This window comes from Janthinobacterium sp. PSPC1-1 (assembly GCF_049897625.1).
Lineage (GTDB): Bacteria > Pseudomonadota > Gammaproteobacteria > Burkholderiales > Burkholderiaceae_D > Janthinobacterium > Janthinobacterium tructae.
The window spans coordinates 547492-565791 of the sequence record NZ_JAFCWP010000003.1 but is presented as its reverse complement, the minus strand read 5'-3'; the positions used below and the strand labels follow the sequence as shown (position 1 = coordinate 565791).

Annotated in this window: 15 protein-coding genes; 7 read left to right on the top strand and 8 right to left on the bottom strand. The window is 62.0% G+C overall.

The features are described from left to right. Window positions 1-61 precede the first annotated feature (61 nt). Complete coding sequence (locus tag ACP7EG_RS13640; RefSeq protein ID WP_426088011.1) at window positions 62-1750, bottom strand: M14 family zinc carboxypeptidase; 1689 nt, start codon at window positions 1748-1750, stop codon at window positions 62-64. A 150-nt stretch (window positions 1751-1900) separates the two neighbouring features. Between ACP7EG_RS13640 and ACP7EG_RS13635 the strand changes: the two genes are divergently transcribed. Next, complete coding sequence (locus tag ACP7EG_RS13635) at window positions 1901-2515, top strand: hypothetical protein (protein ID WP_426088010.1); 615 nt, start codon at window positions 1901-1903, stop codon at window positions 2513-2515. Window positions 2516-2544: 29 nt separating this feature from the next. Here ACP7EG_RS13635 and ACP7EG_RS13630 read toward each other — a convergent pair whose 3' ends face one another. From ACP7EG_RS13630 to purB, 6 genes are all read right to left on the bottom strand, one after another. Next, window positions 2545-4698, bottom strand: a complete 2154-nt coding sequence (locus ACP7EG_RS13630) for a S46 family peptidase (RefSeq protein ID WP_426088009.1) — start codon at window positions 4696-4698, stop codon at window positions 2545-2547. Window positions 4699-5003: 305 nt separating this feature from the next. Next, window positions 5004-5273, bottom strand: coding sequence for a GlsB/YeaQ/YmgE family stress response membrane protein (locus tag ACP7EG_RS13625; RefSeq protein ID WP_096238131.1), 270 nt, complete (start codon window positions 5271-5273; stop codon window positions 5004-5006). 166 nt (window positions 5274-5439) lie between these two features. Then, window positions 5440-6015 carry a YceI family protein gene (locus tag ACP7EG_RS13620; protein ID WP_096238130.1) on the bottom strand — a complete coding sequence of 192 codons (576 nt, stop codon included), beginning with the start codon at window positions 6013-6015 and terminating at the stop codon, window positions 5440-5442. 33 nt (window positions 6016-6048) lie between these two features. Then, window positions 6049-6603 carry a YceI family protein gene (locus tag ACP7EG_RS13615; RefSeq protein WP_426088008.1) on the bottom strand — a complete coding sequence of 185 codons (555 nt, stop codon included), beginning with the start codon at window positions 6601-6603 and terminating at the stop codon, window positions 6049-6051. Window positions 6604-6644: 41 nt separating this feature from the next. After that, window positions 6645-7169: a cytochrome b gene (locus ACP7EG_RS13610; RefSeq protein WP_070311507.1), complete on the bottom strand. Its 525-nt coding sequence runs from the start codon at window positions 7167-7169 to the stop codon at window positions 6645-6647. A gap of 186 nt (window positions 7170-7355) precedes the next feature. Continuing rightward, on the bottom strand, window positions 7356-8735 hold the full coding sequence (purB, locus tag ACP7EG_RS13605) for an adenylosuccinate lyase (RefSeq protein ID WP_116745757.1): 1380 nt from the start codon (window positions 8733-8735) through the stop codon (window positions 7356-7358). 277 nt (window positions 8736-9012) lie between these two features. Here purB and ACP7EG_RS13600 point away from each other — a divergent pair, with 277 nt between their 5' ends. The 5 genes from ACP7EG_RS13600 (at window position 9013) to ACP7EG_RS13580 (ending at window position 16497) form a co-directional block, all read left to right on the top strand. Then, window positions 9013-9627: a glutathione S-transferase N-terminal domain-containing protein gene (locus ACP7EG_RS13600; RefSeq protein WP_141170976.1), complete on the top strand. Its 615-nt coding sequence runs from the start codon at window positions 9013-9015 to the stop codon at window positions 9625-9627. 7 nt (window positions 9628-9634) lie between these two features. Next, complete coding sequence (locus ACP7EG_RS13595) at window positions 9635-10663, top strand: LacI family DNA-binding transcriptional regulator (RefSeq protein WP_426088007.1); 1029 nt, start codon at window positions 9635-9637, stop codon at window positions 10661-10663. A gap of 312 nt (window positions 10664-10975) precedes the next feature. Continuing rightward, complete coding sequence (locus ACP7EG_RS13590) at window positions 10976-13270, top strand: TonB-dependent receptor (protein WP_426088006.1); 2295 nt, start codon at window positions 10976-10978, stop codon at window positions 13268-13270. 15 nt (window positions 13271-13285) lie between these two features. Continuing rightward, entirely contained in the window at window positions 13286-15172 is a 1887-nt protein-coding gene (locus tag ACP7EG_RS13585; protein WP_426088005.1) for an alpha-amylase family glycosyl hydrolase, read from the top strand. Further along, the gene (locus tag ACP7EG_RS13580; protein ID WP_426088004.1) at window positions 15169-16497 is read left to right on the top strand and encodes an MFS transporter; all 1329 of its coding nucleotides are present in this window, start codon (window positions 15169-15171) and stop codon (window positions 16495-16497) included. Before ACP7EG_RS13585 ends, ACP7EG_RS13580 begins: the two co-directional genes overlap by 4 nt. 54 nt (window positions 16498-16551) lie before the next feature. On the opposite strand, the gene bfr is transcribed toward ACP7EG_RS13580, so the two are convergent. Next, a complete protein-coding gene (bfr, locus tag ACP7EG_RS13575) occupies window positions 16552-17028 on the bottom strand; it encodes a bacterioferritin (RefSeq protein WP_010401839.1) in 477 nt (158 codons plus the stop codon). A gap of 398 nt (window positions 17029-17426) precedes the next feature. Between bfr and ACP7EG_RS13570 the strand changes: the two genes are divergently transcribed. Next, a complete protein-coding gene (locus ACP7EG_RS13570) occupies window positions 17427-18107 on the top strand; it encodes a Fe2+-dependent dioxygenase (RefSeq protein WP_096238123.1) in 681 nt (226 codons plus the stop codon). Window positions 18108-18300: the final 193 nt, after the last annotated feature.

Genomic DNA, 18300 nt, shown 5'->3' with positions numbered 1-18300 from the left:
GAGGCGCCGCAGCGGGGTCTCCGATGCGGCGCCAGGATGTTGCATTCGCTACAGCCCGGAGTTACATCAGGGCAATGACCGGGTAACGCCGCCATTCGGGCTCGGCAAAGCGCTGGCAGTGCTCAAAAATGAAATCGAGCACGGCTTCCTGATTGCTCAGCAAGGCCAGATTCGCTGCTTTCCAGTCGGCAAACTTGGCGGCCAGCACCGGTTCGTCGCGCAGCAGTTCGGATGCCATGTCTTCGAACACGTAATCGGAAAACGCTTCTTTCTTCTCCAGCACGCTGTTGAAGAAGCCCCAGCGGAAGAAGCTGTCGTGCGCTTGCGGTTCCAGGGTTTCCACGGCGTAGCGCGCGTTGTCCTGCGCCAGGCTGATGACATAATCGCCCGCCTGCACGGTGAATTGCCCCGTGCGCGCTTCCACGTCCACCGTGTCGTGGAACATATGGCCTTCGTAGGCGGTGGCGCGCGTGCCGACATTGGTGATGTGGTAGTAGCGTGCCGTTAGCGTCTGTTCGGCGGTGATGCGGATCATTTCCACGCCGTTCCAGCGCAGGCGCTCGATGACTTCGCGCCAGGCTTGCGGCACCACATAGGCTTTCGGCGCGGCCACGGTGACATCCGCATCGAAGCGGTTGTAATACTTGATATCGCGTTCCCACGGCTGCGAGCGGTCGTAGGACAGGCGCTGGTAGTCGCCCAGGATACTCGGCGTGTATTGCGCCGCGTAGCCCTTGAAGGGGAAGGTCGACGGCTGCTCTTCGTTCATGACCCAGTGGATCGGCCACTCGGCTTGCGTGCGGCCAGCTGCTTTTGCCTGCGCGCGCAATTGGCGGATTGTCTCGCCATGTTCGATGGTAAACGCCATCGTGATGTCGAGCAGGGCACGCATGGAAGCGTAGCGGTCGGCAAACGGTTTCAACATATGCGTTTCCGGCATGAAACCGATGACGTGATGCAAGGCGGCAAAACCGGTGGAGAAACGGGGTACTTCGAGGAATTCGGCGATGCCGTGGTCGGGGCTGTCCTTGACGGGATTCACATACGGGCAGGTGGGCCAGCCGGCGCTTTCCATGGCCGCAAAGATGTGCGGCAGCATGGTGTCTTGCAGGAAGGGGCCCAGGCCATTGCCCAGCTTATCCGTCTGCGTGTGGATCAGGGTCATCGTGTACGGATAGTCGGCGCCATTCGACGTATGCGTGTCGACCATCACGTCCGGGTCCCAGCTGGCCAGCAGGCGGTTGAACACTTGCGCGTTCAGGCTGTCGCACTTGATGAAATCGCGGTTCAGGTCCAGATGGCGGCTGTTGCCGCGGAAACCGAATTGCTCCGGGCCATCCTGGTTTACGCGCGAGGTATTAGCGCGGTTCAGGCTGCCATCGACGTTGTAGATCGGAATGAACAGCAGCACGGTGCTGCCCAGCGCCGCCAGGCGCTCCGGCTGCGTGCAAAGGTCGCGCACGATGGCCATGCAGGCGTCGATGCCTTCCGGTTCGCCCGGATGGATGCCGTTGTTGTTGAAAAAGACGGTGCGCCCTGTGCGCTTGATCTGCTCGCGGTCAAACACGCCGTCCGCGCTGACGACGCCAGCATGGATGGGCACGCCCGAGTCGGACAGGCCGATCTGTTCGAAATGCAGCACGTGCGGGTAGCGTGCGGCGAGATCCTTGTAGAAAGTGATGCATTCCAGCCAGGTCGTGGTCTGGTTGTGGTTACCGAGTTCGTAGGTCGTGCGCAAGTCTTGTGGCATAGCGGTCTGAGTCTGGGAGGGGGAAGGCGCGCTGGGTAAGTACGCCCGTTAGGGGCCAATTGTAGCACCGGCGCTTCTGCCTTGATGCGCCGCAGGGGCTTGCTGCAGTACTTGTGTTATGAGTACGTTTCACGCGCAAGGGGAGGCGGCATGGGCAAGGCAGTGATGGCAGCGCTGGCGGCGCTGGTGTGGTGGGCTTGCCTGGCGGCACAGGCGGCGCCATTGCGCTTGCCAGCAAGCAAGGGGCAGGTGGCGCAGGGCGGGGCCGTCACGGCCACCGCACGGGGCGCGCTGATACGCTACCGGGGCTGGCTGCTGGCCGTCGATGGGGCAGTGGCGGAAGAGCGGCCTGACGTCTTGCTGACGTCGGCCGATGCGGGCCAGGCGCCGCGGCTGCAGATCGGCTCCATGCGGCGCAGCTTGCCCCTGTGGTCAGCCTTCGAGTTGATCAAGGGCAGCACGCGCTTGCGCATCACGGCGCTGCCGGGACCTGAGGCGCCCGCGCTGCTGCTCGATTTTGGCGAGGCCGATTATCGCATCGTGATTCCCGCCGCTACCATAGCGCGGCCAGCGTATTCGCTGCTGGCGCAGCGCTTTCCCGGCGCTGACCTGGCCTTGCTGCTGCAGGATGGCCGGCGGGTCATGCTGCCGCTGGGAAGCGGTCGCACGCAAGTGTTTGGCGCGGAGCAAGCCGTGCCTTACCGGTTTTCAAAGATCAAACGCCAGGCGAAAAAAAGCCACTCCCGCGGGAGTGGCTCAGGCTAAAGCGCCCGTTGCCGGGTTATGGCTTTTTGTTATTCAGCGCCCATTTCTTTCAGCAGGTTGTCGGCGTGGTCGATGTGTTTCATGTTCCACAGCATGTAGCGCAGGTCGACCTGGATCGAACGGGTGTTGGCCTTGTTGTAGTCCCAATCGGAGATGATCGAGTCCAGCGTGCCGTCGAAGGCCAGGCCGATGAATTCGCCTTTCGAGTTCAGGGCAGCCGAACCGGAGTTGCCGCCGGTGATATCCAGGGTGGCCAGGTAGTCGACCGGCACGGTTTTCAGCTTCGGATCGACAAATTTGCCGAAGTCCTTGGCTTTGATCGCGGCCAGTTGTTTCGCAGGTGCATTGAACTCGCCTTCGCCCGTGGCTTTGGCAGCGACGCCATTGACGGTGGTGAAGGCAGTCCAGGTGGTGCCGTCGGCGCCATGGTCACGGCCGGCAACTTTGCCGAACGTTACGCGCAAGGTGCTGTTGGCGTCAGGGTAAACGGCTAGTCCCTTGCTCTTCATGAAGGCAATTTTCGCTTTCATGTAGTTGGCGTAGGCTTGCTGGATCTTGCCGGCCAGTTCTTCGTCTTCCGCTTCGTTTTTCAGCGAATCTGGATACATGGCGACGGCTGCCTGGATGAAGCTGTCCTTGCTGGCCTGGAATTCGGCTGGCGTGCGTTTCAGCCATGCTGCGCGCTCGGCCTTGTCGGCCAGCTTGCTGCCCGCATACAGTTTGTCCAGGGCGGCGGACAAGTCGGCTGGCGACATGCCATCCTTGATGCCGATGGCGGCGTCAAAGCTGGCGCGGCGCTGTGCTGCCGGTTGCGCGGCGTACTTGGTCAGGCTGTTGAGTACCAGCGCCTTGTCGACTTTTTCATCGTAGGTGCGCTCGACCGAGGTGATGCCCGCTTCCATGCGTGGCAAATCGCGCGTCTGGTAGCCGGACTTGCGTTCCGTATCGGCCTTGGTGCTTTCGTTGGACAAACGATACAGGCTGCGTGCCGTGCTCAGCAGGCGTGGCTGTGCGTAGCCCAGGAAGAAGTCGCGCTTGGTGTCGGCATCGCGTTCGGCGATCAGCTTTTCCACTTGCTCGATGTCGCCGGCAAACTCCGCCTTGCGGGCAGCATTGGCGTTGACCCAGGTTTTCAGGGCTTCGTGTTCCGTCGTCTTGCGCGCCAGGAAGTCGCTGCCGGCGTAGGAATCGAGCATGCCTTGGCGGTTCTTGTAGTAATTGTTCACGCCAGCGACCTGACCCGCGTATTTCAGGGCAACGTCCTTGTTGTCCTTGGTTTCGCGCGCGATGATGGCCAGGGTTTCGCCCGACGCTTTCACGAAGGCCGGATAGTTCCAGTCAAACGTGAACGCCACTTCCGATGGCAGGCGGTGGCGGTTGGTGCGGCCAGGGTAGCCCAGCGCCATCACGAAATCGCCTTCTTTCAAGCCATCCTTGGCCAGTTTCAGCACGTGTTTTGGCTGGTACGGCACGTTGTCCTTGCTGAAGTCGGCAGCTTTGCCATCGCGGCTGACATAGGCGCGGTAGAAACCGTAGTCGCCCGTGTGGCGTGGCCACATCCAGTTGTCGGTGTCGCCGCCGAACTTGCCCACGCCTGCTGGAGGCGCGTGTACCAGGCGCACGTCGCGGATTTCCAGTTGCTTGATCAGGTAGAACTCTAGGCCGCCGTAGTAGCTCGACACGGTGCAGCGGAAGCCGGCTTCTTTTTCGCATTCGGCGACCAGTTTTTTCTGGTTTTTCTCGATCGCGTCGATGCGTGCCTTGCCTTGCAGCTTGGCCACGTCGGCGGTGATGATCTTGTCGCTGACATTGGTCACGGCCGAGGTGACGAAGATGCGGCTGCCTGGGGCGGCCGGCAATTCTTCAGCGAAGGTCTTGGCCAGGAAGCCGTTGGCCAGCAAATCGCGTTCCTTGGTTGAATTGACTGCCACGCTGTTGTAGACGCAATGGTGGTTGGTGGCAACCAGGCCTTGTGGCGAGACGAACGAGGCCGAGCAACCGCCCAGGCTGACGATGGCGCCCATCGGGAATTCGGTCAGTTTGGTCAGGGTGGTCGGATCGAGTTTCAGTCCGGCCGCTTTCAGTTCCTTGGCTACTTGTGGCAGCTGTTGGGGCATCCACATGCCTTCGTCGGCGTGTGCGAAGTTGCTCAGGATGGCGAGCGCGATTAAAGATTTTTTCATTCGAGTTCTAGTCTTTTTACATGGTGGGAAGTCGGAACCAACGTGTACCCAGTGTTTTTCTCAGCGGGCGACCTAGAGTATCCGTATCGAACTCGCACTAGTCAATCACATTTTCCGGGCGGCATGTTCTTGCATAATTGTATAAATAGCATGATTTTCGGTGGCGTAGGGGCAGGAACCGGCCGCCAGCCTGCATTTTTCCGTGCGGCGACTGTAGTATTGTCCATACGTGTCCTAGCGGCAATAAAAGTGGCCGGGGCGCTTGCGCGGCCCGGCCACCTCGTGAGGCACGGCGTGTCGCCGGTCTAGCGGATTTTGCCGCGGCGCAAAAGATTCACGATGCCCAGCAGGATCACGGCGCCCAGGAACGAGACCAGCAGCGAAGACACGCTGAAATTGTCGCTATTGATGGTACCCGTGCCGAACAGTGGCGCCAGCAGCCAGCCACCCAGAAAGGCGCCCACGATGCCGACGACGATATTGAGGAAGATACCCTGTTGCGCATCGGTTTTCATGACCATGCTGGCCAGCCAGCCGATGACGCCGCCAATAACGATCCAGATAATGAAATTCATGTAGTCCTCCGCGCGATGGTTGAGTGGGGGTGTCATGTTAGAAAAACATCATGCCAGGTGATACTGATGCCGCACGATAGAAAAGTCCAGCGGATTTGCATCGCGCATGCAAAAGCCCGCCTGGCTGCGGGCAGCGAGGCGGGCTTGTCGTGCGGCAAGGCCGTGTTTAGTCGGCCTTGATCGCTTCTACCTGGATGGCCAGCTTGACTTCCGGCGAGAACGCCGGCATGCCGTAGTTCAGGCCAAAGTCGCTGCGCTTGAATTCAGCGCTGGCATCGGCGCCGCACACTTCGCGCTTGTAGCGCGGGTGCATGATGCACTTGAATTTGCTCACGTTCAATTTGACGGGCTTGGTCACGCCCAGCAGGGTCAGTTCGCCATCGACTTCCACCAGCTGATCGCCATTGAACTTGAACGACTTGCTCTTGTAGGTGATTGCCGGGAATTTTTCCACATTGAACATGTCCGCTTTTTTCGCGTGCGTGTTCATGGCGTCGAGGCCGAAATCGATCGAATCGGCATCGATGACCAGGTCCAGGCTGCCCGTCTTGGCGGCACGGTCCAGGGTCACGGTTCCCTTGGTCTTGTTGAACTTGCCGCGCCAGACGGACATGCCCATGTGATCGGCTTCAAAGCTGGGGAAGGTGTGCGTCGGGTCGAGGTTGTAGGTGTCGGTAGCGGCCATGGCCGAACCCGCGCCGGCGGCTGCCAGCACGGCGATCATCAAGTGCTTGAATGTCATGAATATCCTAAGGTTGAACAAGGGGTATAGCGATTACTGAGCAGAAACATGGAATTTAATTGTGACCTCATCGGCGACCATGCTCGTGTCTTTCCACTCGCCTTCGCCGATGTTGTAGGTCAGGCGCTTGATCGGCAGGGCGCCGTCGAACGCATATTTGCCGCCGTCGGCTTTCACCGTCAGGGGGAAGGTCACGTCGGTGGTCTTGCCTTTGATGCTCAGCTTGCCGCTTACCGTCAGCTTGCCCGCGCCGGCGGCCTTGATGCTGCTCGAGACAAAGGTGGCTTTCGGGAACTGGGCCGAATTGAACCATTCTTTCTTCGCCACTTCCTTGTTGTACTCGGGGTCGCCGATATCGATGCTGGCCGTCTCGATGTCCACCGACGCCTTCGAGGCGTCCGGCGTGGCCGGGTTGTAATCGATGGCGATATTGAATTTCTTGAACTTCGCTTCCACGGGCACGTTCATTTGCTTGAACACGGCCGACACGCTGGTCTTGGCGGGATCGACTTTCAGCAAGGTGGCGGCGGTGGCGGCCACGGACAGGCCCAGCAGGGAAGCGAGGACGATGCGTTGGGTGGTTTTCATCTTATTTTTCCTGGAGTTTCAGTGAGCAAGGGAAGTCGGTGTTACGGCAACATGCGCTTGAGGACGCCATCGCGGTCGATGAACTGGTGCTTCAGCGCCGCCAGCACATGGGCGGCCACGGCGGCGGCCATCGTCATGTTCAGAACATAATGAATCTCTTTTAAAAGTGGCTTAAGTTCCGGGTTCGGCGCCATGATGACGGGCAGCTGGAACAGGCCCAGGTAGACCACCGGCACGCCGGCGGCCAGCGTGTACAGGTAGCCGGAGATGGGCACGGCGAAAATCAGGATGTACAGCAGCACGTGCATGGCGTCGGCCGCCTTCTTTTGCCAGGCAACCATGCTGGCCGGGTGCGGCGGCGGCACGTTGGCCTTGCGCCACAGCAGGCGGATGGCGGCGATGGCCAGCACGGTCACACCCAGCCATTTGTGCCAGGAGAAATATTTGAGTTTGGTGGGTGTCAGGCCGGGAATGTCCGTCATGACCAGGCCCATGACGAAGGCGCTGATGATCAGCAGGGCGGTCAGCCAGTGCAGGATGATGGCGGTGGTGGTGTAGCGTTGCATCGGCGGCTTTCTTGAATGTAGTACGTATTAGGACTAATTCGGCCTAATATACCAAAGAAAAGCAATTTACGCTGCGTGCTGCAGATTCTACAAGAAAGATTGCCGGAAAAACCGCGGGGCGGGCAGCATTTGTATGCTGGCCGCCCCGCAGGAGTGGATCTGCCTGATCCAGGTAGCGATGGTCGCTTAGATTGCCTTGGCCAGTTGCGCCGCGATACCGATGTAGTTACCCGGCGTCATGGTCAGCAGCACGTCCTTGGCATCTTGCGGGATGGCCAGGCCGTTGACGAAGGTTTGCAGCGCTTCTTTCGAGATGCCCTTGCCGCGCGTCAGCTCTTTCAGCTGCTCGTACGGGTTTTCGATGCCGTAGCGACGCATCACGGTTTGTACGGGCTCGGCCAGCACTTCCCAGGTGGCGTCCAGGTCTTGCGCCAGGCGCGCGTGGTTCACTTCCAGCTTGTTCAGGCCGCGCAGGCAGCTGTCATAGGCCAGCAGGGTGTAGCCCAGGCCCACGCCGATGTTGCGCAGCACGGTCGAATCGGTCAGGTCGCGCTGCATGCGCGAGACGGGCAGTTTTTCCGACAGGTGTTTCAGGATGGCGTTGGCCAGGCCCAGGTTGCCTTCCGAGTTTTCAAAGTCGATCGGGTTGACCTTGTGCGGCATGGTCGACGAACCGATTTCGCCCGCTTTCAGCTTCTGCTTGAAATAGCCCAGCGAGACATACGTCCAGATGTCGCGGTTCAGGTCCAGCAAGATCGTGTTGGCGCGCGCGAAGGCATCGAACAGTTCGGCCATGTAGTCATGCGGCTCGATCTGGATGGTGTACGGGTTGAAGACCAGGCCCAGGCGCTGTTCAATGACGGCCTGCGAGAATGCCGGCCAGTCGAAGCCTGGGTAGGCGGACAGGTGGGCGTTGTAGTTGCCGACGGCGCCATTCATCTTGCCGAGGATTTCCACTTGCTCGATGCGTTTCACGGCGCGCTGCAAGCGGGCCACGACATTGGCCATTTCCTTGCCCAGGGTGGTCGGGCTGGCCGTCTGGCCGTGCGTGCGCGACAGCATCGGCACGTCGGCATTGTCGTGCGCGATCTGCGTCAGCTTGGCTACCAAGCCTTGCAGGGCCGGCAGCATCACGCCATCGCGCGCGGCTTTCAGCATCATGCCGTGCGAGGTGTTGTTGATGTCTTCCGAGGTGCAGGCGAAATGGATGAATTCCGACGCCGCCACCAGTTCCGGCACGTCCGCCACTTGTTCCTTCAGCCAGTACTCGACAGCCTTGACGTCATGGTTGGTGACCGCTTCGATGGCCTTGATGCGGGCCGCGTCGGCTTCCGAAAAGTCGGCTGCCATCTTGTCGAGCAGGGCGCTCGCTTCTGCCGAGAAAGGCTTGATCTCGGCGAAACCGGCTTGCGACAGCGCTTGCAGCCAGGAGATTTCCACTTTCACGCGGTGGTGCATGAAACCGGCTTCGGACAGGATCGGGCGCAGCAGATCGGTCTTGCTGGCGTAGCGGCCATCGAGCGGAGACAGGGCCGACAGCGTGGAATACGGAGTAGTAGAAGTCATGAGAGCGGACGCAAGTTAAAGAAACGGTTGGCGTGTGGCGCGCGGGGAGGGCAGGGCTATTGCAATACAGCAACACTGACGGCGCCACAGTAAAGGGCGATTTTACCACCGCTGGCCGCTGGCCAGCCGCCCGTCGGCCGCCAGCGCACCGCAATCTGGCCGAATCCGACCCCGATGCGGCATGCCTGCCACACTGCGGGGAGCGCCGGGTGCGTGCTGCCAAACGCCGCTGCCGCCGATGCTATACTGCTTGCTGCTCCTTTACCTTAAAGTACCTATGAAACTGATCGGTTCCCTCGCCAGCCCGTATGTCCGCAAAGCCCGTATCGTGCTGGCGGAAAAAAAGCTCGACTATGTCTTTGAGCTGGAAAACGTGTGGGTGCCGGAAACCCGCATCGCCCAGGCCAATCCCCTGGGCAAGGTGCCCTGCCTGGTGATGGAGGATGGCAGCACGCTCATCGATTCGAAAGTCATCGTCGAATACCTCGATACGCTCACGCCCGTGTGCAAGCTGCTGCCGGCCGGCGGCAATGGCCGCGAGCGGGCCGATATCAAGAACTGGGAAGCGCTGGCCGACGGCATTCTCGACGCGGGCGTGCTGGTGCGCCTGGAGCGCACGCAGCGCCCGCCCGAGCAGCAAAGCGCGGCCTGGATCGCGCGCCAGCTCGACAAAATCACGCTGGGTCTGGCCGCGCTGGAAGCACGCCTGGGCGAGAGCGCGTATTGCGCCGGCAAGAACTACACCCTGGCCGACGTGGCCGTGGGCTGCGCGCTGGGCTGGCTCAGCTTCCGCTTCCCGGAAATCGACTGGCGCGCGGACCATCCCGCGCTGGCGCGCCTGTTCGACAAACTGTCCGAGCGGCCATCGTTCAAGGACACCGTGCCGCAGTGAGCGTACGATGACCGGTACCGATTCAAAGGCGCAGCAACGCCTGCAAATGGCCGATATCGCGCGCCTGGCCGGCGTGTCCACGTCCACCGTGTCGCGCGCGCTGAGCGGCAGTTCGCTGGTCAACGAAGAGACGCGCGCGCGCGTCATCGCGCTGGCCCGTTCGCTCAAGTATTCCATCAATATCGGCGCGCAAAACCTGCGCCTGAAACAGAACCGCACGGTCGGCGTGGTGGTGCCGTATGACGCTGCCACGCGCCAGCACCTGTCCGATCCTTTTTTCCTCAGCATGCTGGGCAGCCTGGCCGATGCGCTGACGGAGCAGGGCTTCGACATGCTCATTTCGCGCGTCGATGCCGAAACGCTCGATGCGGCCGCCCAGTCTTTCGATAGCGGCCGCGTGATCGGCATCATCCTGATCGGCCAGTGGCGCCACCATGAACAACTGAACCAGCTGGCCGCGCGCCAGGTGCCCATCGTCGTGTGGGGCGCGCAATTGCCGCAGCAGCTGTATTGCACCGTCGGCGGCGACAACGTCGCCGGCGGCAGGCTGGCCACGCAACACTTGCTGGCGGCGGGGCGCACGCGCATCGCCTTCTTTGGCGACGCCAAGCTGCCCGAGGTGGCGCAGCGCCACCAAGGTTATGCGCAGGCGCTGGCCGCGCAAGGTCTGGCGCCCGACCCGCAGCTGTACGTGGCCGGCTCCTTCCTGCCGCAGGGCGGCGCGACGGACGTGCAGGAATTGCTGGACCGCCACCTGCCGTTCGATGCCATCTTTGCCTGCAGCGACTTGCTGGCCATGAGCGCCATCAGCGCCCTGCGCGCGCGCGGCGTGGCCGTGCCGGAACAGGTGGCCGTGGTCGGCTACGACGATATCGAACTGGCCGCGTATTTCCACCCGCCGCTGACCACCGTGCGCCAGCCGATCCGCGCCGCCGGGCGCGCGCTGGTGGCCTCGCTGCTGGCGCTGGTCGACGGCGCGCCTGCGCCATCCCAGCAATTGCCAACCGAGCTGATCGTACGCGCCTCGGGCCGCTGAGGCGCGCATCTCCTCTCGATTGCAACCGATTGCAATAACTTCAAATTTTCCCGTTTATTTTTATGCTGCACAGCAGCATAAAAAACGCTGCATTCGCCTCGTATCCCGCTTGTTTCCCTCTGTATTGCCCGTAATATTCTCTTAAAAACAACAACATTTTCATGTTGCAGTGCTAGATTGCAATCGATTGCAATAAATTCTTATTCGTTGAATAATGACGTACCGGCTCAGCCAGCGCGCCACGGCATGCAGCGGCCAGGACTCATAACAAGCGGATACCTCGATGTATCGGCATACAACACTGGAGACAAGATGAAAACACGTACTGCTCAACGCGGCTGCATGGCCGCCGCCGTCGCCCTGGCCATGCTGCAATTCGGCGCTGCCCAGGCACAGTCCGCCGGCGACACCGCCAGCGCCGCTCCCGCCGATGGCCTGAACCTGGAACGCATCGTGGTCACGGGCACCACCGGCGGCACGTCCAAAATGAAATCGAGCAATTCCGTCAGCAGCATGGAACTCGACACCATCCTGCACAACGCGCCCACCAGCGCCGCCGAAGTCCTGCGTTCGGTACCGGGCTTGCGGGCCGAATCCTCGGGCGGCGAAGGCAATGCCAACATCACCGTGCGCGGCCTGCCCATTTCCGCCGGCGGCGCGCGCTATGTGCAGATCCAGGAAGATGGCTTGCCGGTGCTGCAGTTTGGCGACTTCAACTTCACCACGCCCGACAGCTTCGTGAAAATCGATTCCACCCTGGACCACCTGGAAGTGGTGCGCGGCGGTTCGGCCTCCACCCTGGCCACCAATTCGCCGGGCGGCATCATCAATTTCATCAGCAAGAATGGCAAGGAGCAGGGTGGCAGCGTGGCCATCAGCCGTGGCCTGGGCTACGACCAGACGCGCGTGGACTTCGATTACGGCGCGCCGATTTCTGAGCGCACGCGCTTCTTTATCGGCGGCTCCTGGCGCACGGGCGAAGGCATCCGCCACAGTGGTGTCAACAGCGAAAAGGGCGGCCAGATCCGCGGCAATGTCACGCATGAATTCGACAGCGGCTTCGTGCGCCTGTCGTTCAAGCACCTCGACGACCAGTCTCCCACGGCCTTGCCGGTGCCGGTCAGCGTGCGCAATGGCCGCATCACGGAAATCGCCGGCATCGACCCGCGCAAGGCCAGTTTCTATTCGCCGTACTGGGTGCCCGACATGGTGCTGAACAAGGATAACCAGCGCGTGGCCACCCGCGTCAACGACGGCTTGCACGTCAAAAGCGACACTGTGGGCCTGGAAGCATCGTTCAAGCTGGGGCAGGGCTGGAGCGTGAACGAAAACTTCCGCTACGCCGACAATTCGGGCCGCTTCACGGGCGTGTTCCCGTCGAATAACGGCAGCGACGGCAGCTATGTGTTTGCCAGCGGCCCGAATCAGGGCAAGCCCTACACGGGCCGCGCGTTTTCCGCCGTGGTGTTCAATATCTCGATCGACGACGCCAGCAATACCCTGAGCGACACCAAGCTGGCCAAGACCTTCGTGCTTGACAGCGGCAAGCTGACCACCACGGCCGGCCTGTACCTGTCGCAGCAAAAGCTGGGCCTGACCTGGAACTTCAATGAATACCTGATGCAGGCCACGGGCGACCAGCCCGCGCTGCTGCAGACGGCCAGCAGCACGCCGGGCTACATCGGCCCGGCCTTCGGCGCCTGCTGCTCGCGCGCCGTCGACATGGAGTACCGCACGACGTCACCCTACCTGAACCTGGCCTGGGAAAGCGGCGCGTTGAACCTGGACGGCGGCCTGCGGCGCGACCGCCAGCACGCCAGCGGCACGGCCAATATCGCCACCGGCGCGCAAGCCTATCTGCCGTCGACGGTGCAGCAGGTCGACTACACCCTGGGGCATACCTCGTACTCGCTGGGTGCGAACTACAAACTGCAAGCCAACCTGGCCGTGTTTGCCCGCGTCAGCGAAGGCGTGGCCTTCAATGCCGACCGCATCCTGTTCGGCACCCCCCTGGATGGCAGCGTGCCGGTGGCGATGAACACCGTGCGCCAGCTTGAAGGGGGCGTGAAATGGCGGCGAGGTCCCCTGAGCACCTTCATCACCGTGTTCCAGGCCAAGACGAAGGAAAGCAATTACGAGGCGACTACCCAGCTGCGCACGGCCAACAGCTATGAAGCCAAGGGCGTGGAACTGGAAGCGGCCTACAGCAACGGCGACTTCCGCATCAATGGCGGCCTGACGTTCACGGATGCCGAGATCACGGGCACGGCGGCGGCCGATGTGGCGCTGATCGGCAATACGCCGCGGCGCCAGGCGCGTGTCGTGTACCAGCTCGCGCCCACCTATGAATGGGGACCGGCCACCTTCGGCGCCAGCCTGGTCGGCACGGGCAAGTCATGGGGCGACGATGCGCATACGATCACCTTGCCCGCCTACCAGGTGCTCAATGCCTTCGTCAATTACCAGCTGACGCCACAAATGCAGGTGGCGCTGACGGCGAACAATCTGCTCAACAAGATCGGCTACACGGAAGTCGAGGGCGATGGCCATGCGGCCCGCTCGATCACGGGGCGCGCCGTCAAGGTCAGCCTGAAATACGCATTTTAAGCAAGGATAGGATTCATGATGTCGATACGCAGCCCCCTGGCGCGCCTGCTGGCGCCGCTCCCCACGCACTTGCGCGCCGATGCGGCGCGCCGCTATGCGCGCCAGGAGGCGGTCTTGCTGGACCGCCTGGGCAGCCTGTATGGCCAGCGGCCGGACTTCCTGCCCTGGCTGGGCGACCTGATGGAAAGCGTGGGCCGGCTGTACGCGGCGCGCGCGCCCGAACTGCGGCGGCAAGATGCGCAGCGCGAAGCGCAGCCGGACTGGTTTGCCAGCCAGTCCATGCTGGGCTACAGCGCGTATGTGCAGCGCTTCGGCGGCAACTTGCAAGGCGTGGCCGAACGCATTGCCCACCTGCGTGAACTGGGCGTGACGTATCTGCACCTGCTGCCGTTTTTGCGTGCGCGCGCCGGTGAAAGCGATGGCGGCTTTGCCGTCGCCAGCTTCGAGGAAGTCGACCCTGCACTGGGCAGCAATGCCGACTTGCTGGCGTTGACGGCGCAGCTGCGCACGGCTGGCATCAGCCTGTGCTCGGACCTGATCCTCAATCACGTGGCCGACGACCATGCGTGGGCGCTGGGCGCCAAGGCGGGCGATCCGCTGCTGCGCGATTTTTTCCACACCTATCCCGACCGCGTGCAGCCGGACCGCTACGAGCAGACCGTGGGCCAGGTCTTCCCGCAGGCGGCGCCGGGCAATTTCACCTTCGTGCCAGAGCTACAGCGCTGGGTCTGGACCACGTTTTACCCGTATCAGTGGGATTTGAACTACGCCAATCCGGCCGTCTTCGCGGCCATGGCCGGCGCCATGCTGGGCCTGGCCAACAAGGGCATCGAAGTGTTCCGCCTCGATTCGACGGCTTTCTTGTGGAAGCGCGAAGGCACGGACTGCATGAACCAGTCCGAAGCCCACAGCCTGCTGCAAGCCTTGCGCGCGATTGCCGCCATTGTCGCGCCGGGCGTGCTGCTCAAGGCCGAAGCCATCGTGCCCACGCCCAAGCTGCCTGCCTACTTTGGCAGCGATGCCGCGCCCGAATGCCACATCGCCTATCACAGCAGCCTGATGGCCGCCGGCTGGGGTGCGCTGGCCGAGGAAAGCACGGACTTGCTGCAGCAGGTGATCGCCGCCACGCCGCCGCTGCCGCCGGCCGCAAGCTGGCTCAGTTATGTGCGCTGCCACGACGACATCGGCTGGAACGTGCTGCTCAATGAAGCGGGCGCGGACGGGCCAGCGCGCCTGGCGCGCATCGCGCAGTTCTTTGCCGGCACGCCCGGCAGCGGCAGCTATGCGCGCGGCGCCGCCTTCCAGAGCAGCAGCGCCGACAAGGCGCATGGCAGCAACGGCATGGCCGCCTCGCTGGCCGGCCTGGAAAGCGCCACCACGGTGCAGGAGCAGGAATACGCGTTGCGCCGCCTGCTGCTGCTGCATGGCCTGGCTTTGAGCTTTGGCGCCTTGCCGGTGCTGTACATGGGCGATGAACTGGGCATGACCAACGATTACAGCTACACGCAGCGCCCCGACCGGGCGATGGACAGCCGCTGGCTGCAGCGCCCCGCGTTCGACGACAGCCTGCTGGCATGGCGCCACGATGGCGTGAGCGCCAGCGGCCGGCTGTACCTGGGGCTGCGCCAGCTGATCGACGCGCGCGGGCGCTTGCCGGCATTGGCCGCTGCTGCGCCGCGCAGCGTGCTGCCCGCCGATACGCCGGCCGTGCTGGCGCTGCTGCGCGGCGACGCGTTTCTCAACCTGAGCAATTTCAGCGGCGCCAGCCAGCGTTTCACTTTGCCCGCAGGCGAGTGGCGCAACAGCCTCGATGGCAGCGTGCTGGCCGGCACGGTAGGCCTGCAGCCATGGCATATGCTGTGGCTGGAGCGGGAGCAAGAGCAAAAACGGGAACCAGCATGAGCGACGCCAGCACGCACCGTCCGCATCTGTCGTTCTGGCAGATCGTCAACATGAATGTCGGTTTTTTCGGCATCCAGTTCAGCTTTGGGCTGCAGCAAAGCAGCATGAGCCCGATCTACAAATACCTGGGCGCCGACGAGGCGAGCCTGCCATATTTGTGGCTGGCCGGTCCCATGACGGGGCTGCTCGTGCAACCGCTGATCGGCGCCATGAGCGACCGCACGGTAACGCGCTGGGGCCGCCGCACGCCCTACTTTCTGATCGGCGCCATCCTGTGCAGTCTGGGCCTGCTGGTCATGCCCTTCAGTCCCACCCTGTGGATGGCCGCCAGCCTGCTGTGGATACTCGACGCGGCCAACAATGTGACGATGGAGCCGTACCGCGCCTTCGTCAGCGACAAGCTCGACAAGAAGCAGCACTCGCTGGGTTTTCTCACGCAAAGTGCGTTTACGGGGCTGGGGCAAACGCTGGCCTACCTGACGCCATCGCTGCTGGTCATGCTGGGCATGAACAAGGATGCCGTCAATGGCAGCCATATTCCGCACATCGTCATCGCCGCCTTCCTGATCGGTGCCGTGTTCTCGCTGGCCTCGGTGCTGTGGACCCTGAAGACGACGCCGGAAAACCCGCTTACTGCCAGCGAGCTGGCGGCCATCCGCAGCCGCCCGCCGGGCTGGCGCCATACGCTGGCCGATATCGGCGCGGCCCTGCGCGAGATGCCGCCGACGATGAAGCAGCTGGCCCTCGTCAACCTGTTCCAGTGGTACGCCCTGTTCTGCTACTGGCAGTACATTGCGCTGTCGCTGGCGGCCACCCTGTTCCACACGACGGACCCGGCGTCGCAAGGCTTTCGCGACGCGGGCCTGCTGAACGGGCAAGTGGGCGCCTTCTACAATTTCGTCGCCTTTGTCGCCGCCTTTGCGCTGGTGCCGTTCACGCGGCGTTTCGGACCCAAACGCATGCACAGCCTGTGCCTGTGCGCGGCCGGTATCGGCATGCTGAGCATCCCGCTGATCCACAGCCCGGCGCTGCTGTTGCTACCCATGCTGGGCGTGGGCCTGGCCTGGGCCAGCATCATGGGCAATCCCTACATCATGCTGGCCGGCTGCATTCCGCCCGAGCGCACGGGCGTCTACATGGGCATCTTCAACATGTTCATCGTCATCCCGATGATCATCCAGATATTTACTCTGCCCCTGTACTATCGCAGCTGGCTGGGCGGCAATCCGGAAAACGTCATCCGGCTGGCCGGCGCCCTGTTGCTGTGTGCGGCGGTGGCGGTGCTGTTCGTCAAGCTGCGCCCGCAGCAGGCCACAAAGACTTGAGGACGGACGTAAAAAAACCGGCTCAGCCGGTTTTTTTACGATGCTGCGAAAAGATTACTCTTCCACGGCCATCTGGCTTTGCAGGTAGTTCTGGATGCCGACCTTGGCGATCAGGTCGATCTGCGTTTCGAGCCAGTCGATATGCTCTTCCGTGTCTTCCAGGATCATCAGGAACAGGTCGCGCGAAACGTAGTCGCCCGCTTTTTCGCTGATGGCGATGCCTTCCTTGACGGTGGCGTGCGCGGCGCGCTCCAGCTTCAAGTCGCATTCCAGCATTTCCGGCGTGTTCTCGCCGATCAGCAGCTTGTGCAGCGCTTGCAGGTTAGGCAGGCCGTCGAGCATCAGGATGCGGTCGATCAGCTTGTCGGCGTGTTTCATTTCGCCGATCGATTCTTCGTATTCCTTCTTGCCCAGCTTTTCCAGGCCCCAGTGCTTGTACATGCGCGCATGCAGGAAGTACTGGTTGATGGCCGACAGTTCGTTGGTGAGCTGTGCGTTGAGCATGCGGATGACTTCTTTATCGCCCTTCATGGGAATTCCTTTGTTCTGTGTCGCGTTCGATGATGAAACCGGAGGCTGCTGGCGTTCACTGCCGGGTGGCGCAGGGCTGCCTGGTGGCGCGCAGGGTGCCGGTCTCGCTATGCCCGCATGATAGCGCAAAATATGGGCGTTTTTTGCTGCAAAACGGTGTCTTTCCGTCTTTTTAACGTAAATATCGTGCGAATAAAACCCATTCTCAAATGGATTGTCATATTTTCCCGTTTTTTATTTGTTAAGGAAAATGCAGGCCATTCTCATTCGCGTTCATGCTGCTATTTGGCTGCGCTGAAAAGACGGGGAATGTTGCTCCGTTCTTGCTTTTGTGTCTTCTTGGCCGCTGCCGGCGATGCGATAATCAGGCAGCGATTTTTACTGAAAAGGATAGCAAGATGATGCTGCATATACCCGGTGTGCTGACGCCGGAACAGGTGACGCAGTTTCGCCAGCGCCTGGCGCAGACGGACTGGGTCGACGGGCGCGCCAGCGTCGGGGCGCAAGGGGCGCAGGTCAAGCGCAACCGCCAGCTGGCCGAAGGTTCGCCGCTGGCACTGGAGCTGGGCGAGATCGTCAGCCGCGCGCTGATGGCCAATCCGCTGTTCTTCGCCGCCGTGCTGCCGCTGCGCATCCTGCCGCCGTTCTTCAACAGTTATGCGGGCGGTGAGCACTATGGCCTGCATATCGACGGCGCCATCCGCACGCCGAAAAACGGCCTGCAGTCGATGCGCGCCGACGTCTCCTCGACCGTGTTCCTGAGCGAGCCGGACGAGTACGAAGGCGGCGAGCTGGTGGTGGTCGATTCCTACGGCACGCATGAGGTAAAACTGCCGGCCGGCGACGTGATCGTATATCCGTCGAGCAGCGTGCATCAGGTGCTGCCCGTCACCAGCGGCGAGCGCATCTGTTCATTCCTGTGGACGCAAAGCATGGTGCGCGAAGACTGGAAACGCAGCATGCTGTTCGAGCTCGATCAGAACATCCAGAGCGTGCGCGCAGAGCACGGCGATTCGCCCGCGACGGTGGGTTTGACGGGGCATTATCACAACCTGCTGCGGATGTGGGCGGAAATGTGATCGTGGTGGTGTCGGATTACGCGTGGCCTTTGGCCGCGCTAATCCGACCTACGATACTGCGTGAAGCATCGGCAAAAAAAAGTCTGCCTGGCCCGGGGATGTAGGCTGGCAGACTGAAACAAGCAGTTGCTTGACTGGTACAGAAAACAGGGCGCAAAAAAGCAAGCAGGGCACAGGGTGCGGTGCTTGCGGG

What these genes read in the sequence shown, in the direction of transcription:
- ACP7EG_RS13615 (WP_426088008.1), bottom strand. Translation starts at nt 6,603, where the DNA reads ATGAAAACCACCCAACGCATCGTCCTCGCTTCCCTGCTGGGCCTGTCC.
- ACP7EG_RS13595 (WP_426088007.1), top strand. Translation starts at nt 9,635, where the DNA reads ATGACCGGTACCGATTCAAAGGCGCAGCAACGCCTGCAAATGGCCGAT.
- ACP7EG_RS13640 (WP_426088011.1), bottom strand. Translation starts at nt 1,750, where the DNA reads ATGCCACAAGACTTGCGCACGACCTACGAACTCGGTAACCACAACCAG.
- ACP7EG_RS13630 (WP_426088009.1), bottom strand. Translation starts at nt 4,698, where the DNA reads ATGAAAAAATCTTTAATCGCGCTCGCCATCCTGAGCAACTTCGCACAC.
- ACP7EG_RS13610 (WP_070311507.1), bottom strand. Translation starts at nt 7,169, where the DNA reads ATGCAACGCTACACCACCACCGCCATCATCCTGCACTGGCTGACCGCC.
- ACP7EG_RS13580 (WP_426088004.1), top strand. Translation starts at nt 15,169, where the DNA reads ATGAGCGACGCCAGCACGCACCGTCCGCATCTGTCGTTCTGGCAGATC.
- ACP7EG_RS13585 (WP_426088005.1), top strand. Translation starts at nt 13,286, where the DNA reads ATGATGTCGATACGCAGCCCCCTGGCGCGCCTGCTGGCGCCGCTCCCC.
- ACP7EG_RS13570 (WP_096238123.1), top strand. Translation starts at nt 17,427, where the DNA reads ATGATGCTGCATATACCCGGTGTGCTGACGCCGGAACAGGTGACGCAG.
- ACP7EG_RS13620 (WP_096238130.1), bottom strand. Translation starts at nt 6,015, where the DNA reads ATGACATTCAAGCACTTGATGATCGCCGTGCTGGCAGCCGCCGGCGCG.
- ACP7EG_RS13600 (WP_141170976.1), top strand. Translation starts at nt 9,013, where the DNA reads ATGAAACTGATCGGTTCCCTCGCCAGCCCGTATGTCCGCAAAGCCCGT.
- ACP7EG_RS13590 (WP_426088006.1), top strand. Translation starts at nt 10,976, where the DNA reads ATGAAAACACGTACTGCTCAACGCGGCTGCATGGCCGCCGCCGTCGCC.
- purB (WP_116745757.1), bottom strand. Translation starts at nt 8,735, where the DNA reads ATGACTTCTACTACTCCGTATTCCACGCTGTCGGCCCTGTCTCCGCTC.
- ACP7EG_RS13635 (WP_426088010.1), top strand. Translation starts at nt 1,901, where the DNA reads ATGGGCAAGGCAGTGATGGCAGCGCTGGCGGCGCTGGTGTGGTGGGCT.
- bfr (WP_010401839.1), bottom strand. Translation starts at nt 17,028, where the DNA reads ATGAAGGGCGATAAAGAAGTCATCCGCATGCTCAACGCACAGCTCACC.
- ACP7EG_RS13625 (WP_096238131.1), bottom strand. Translation starts at nt 5,273, where the DNA reads ATGAATTTCATTATCTGGATCGTTATTGGCGGCGTCATCGGCTGGCTG.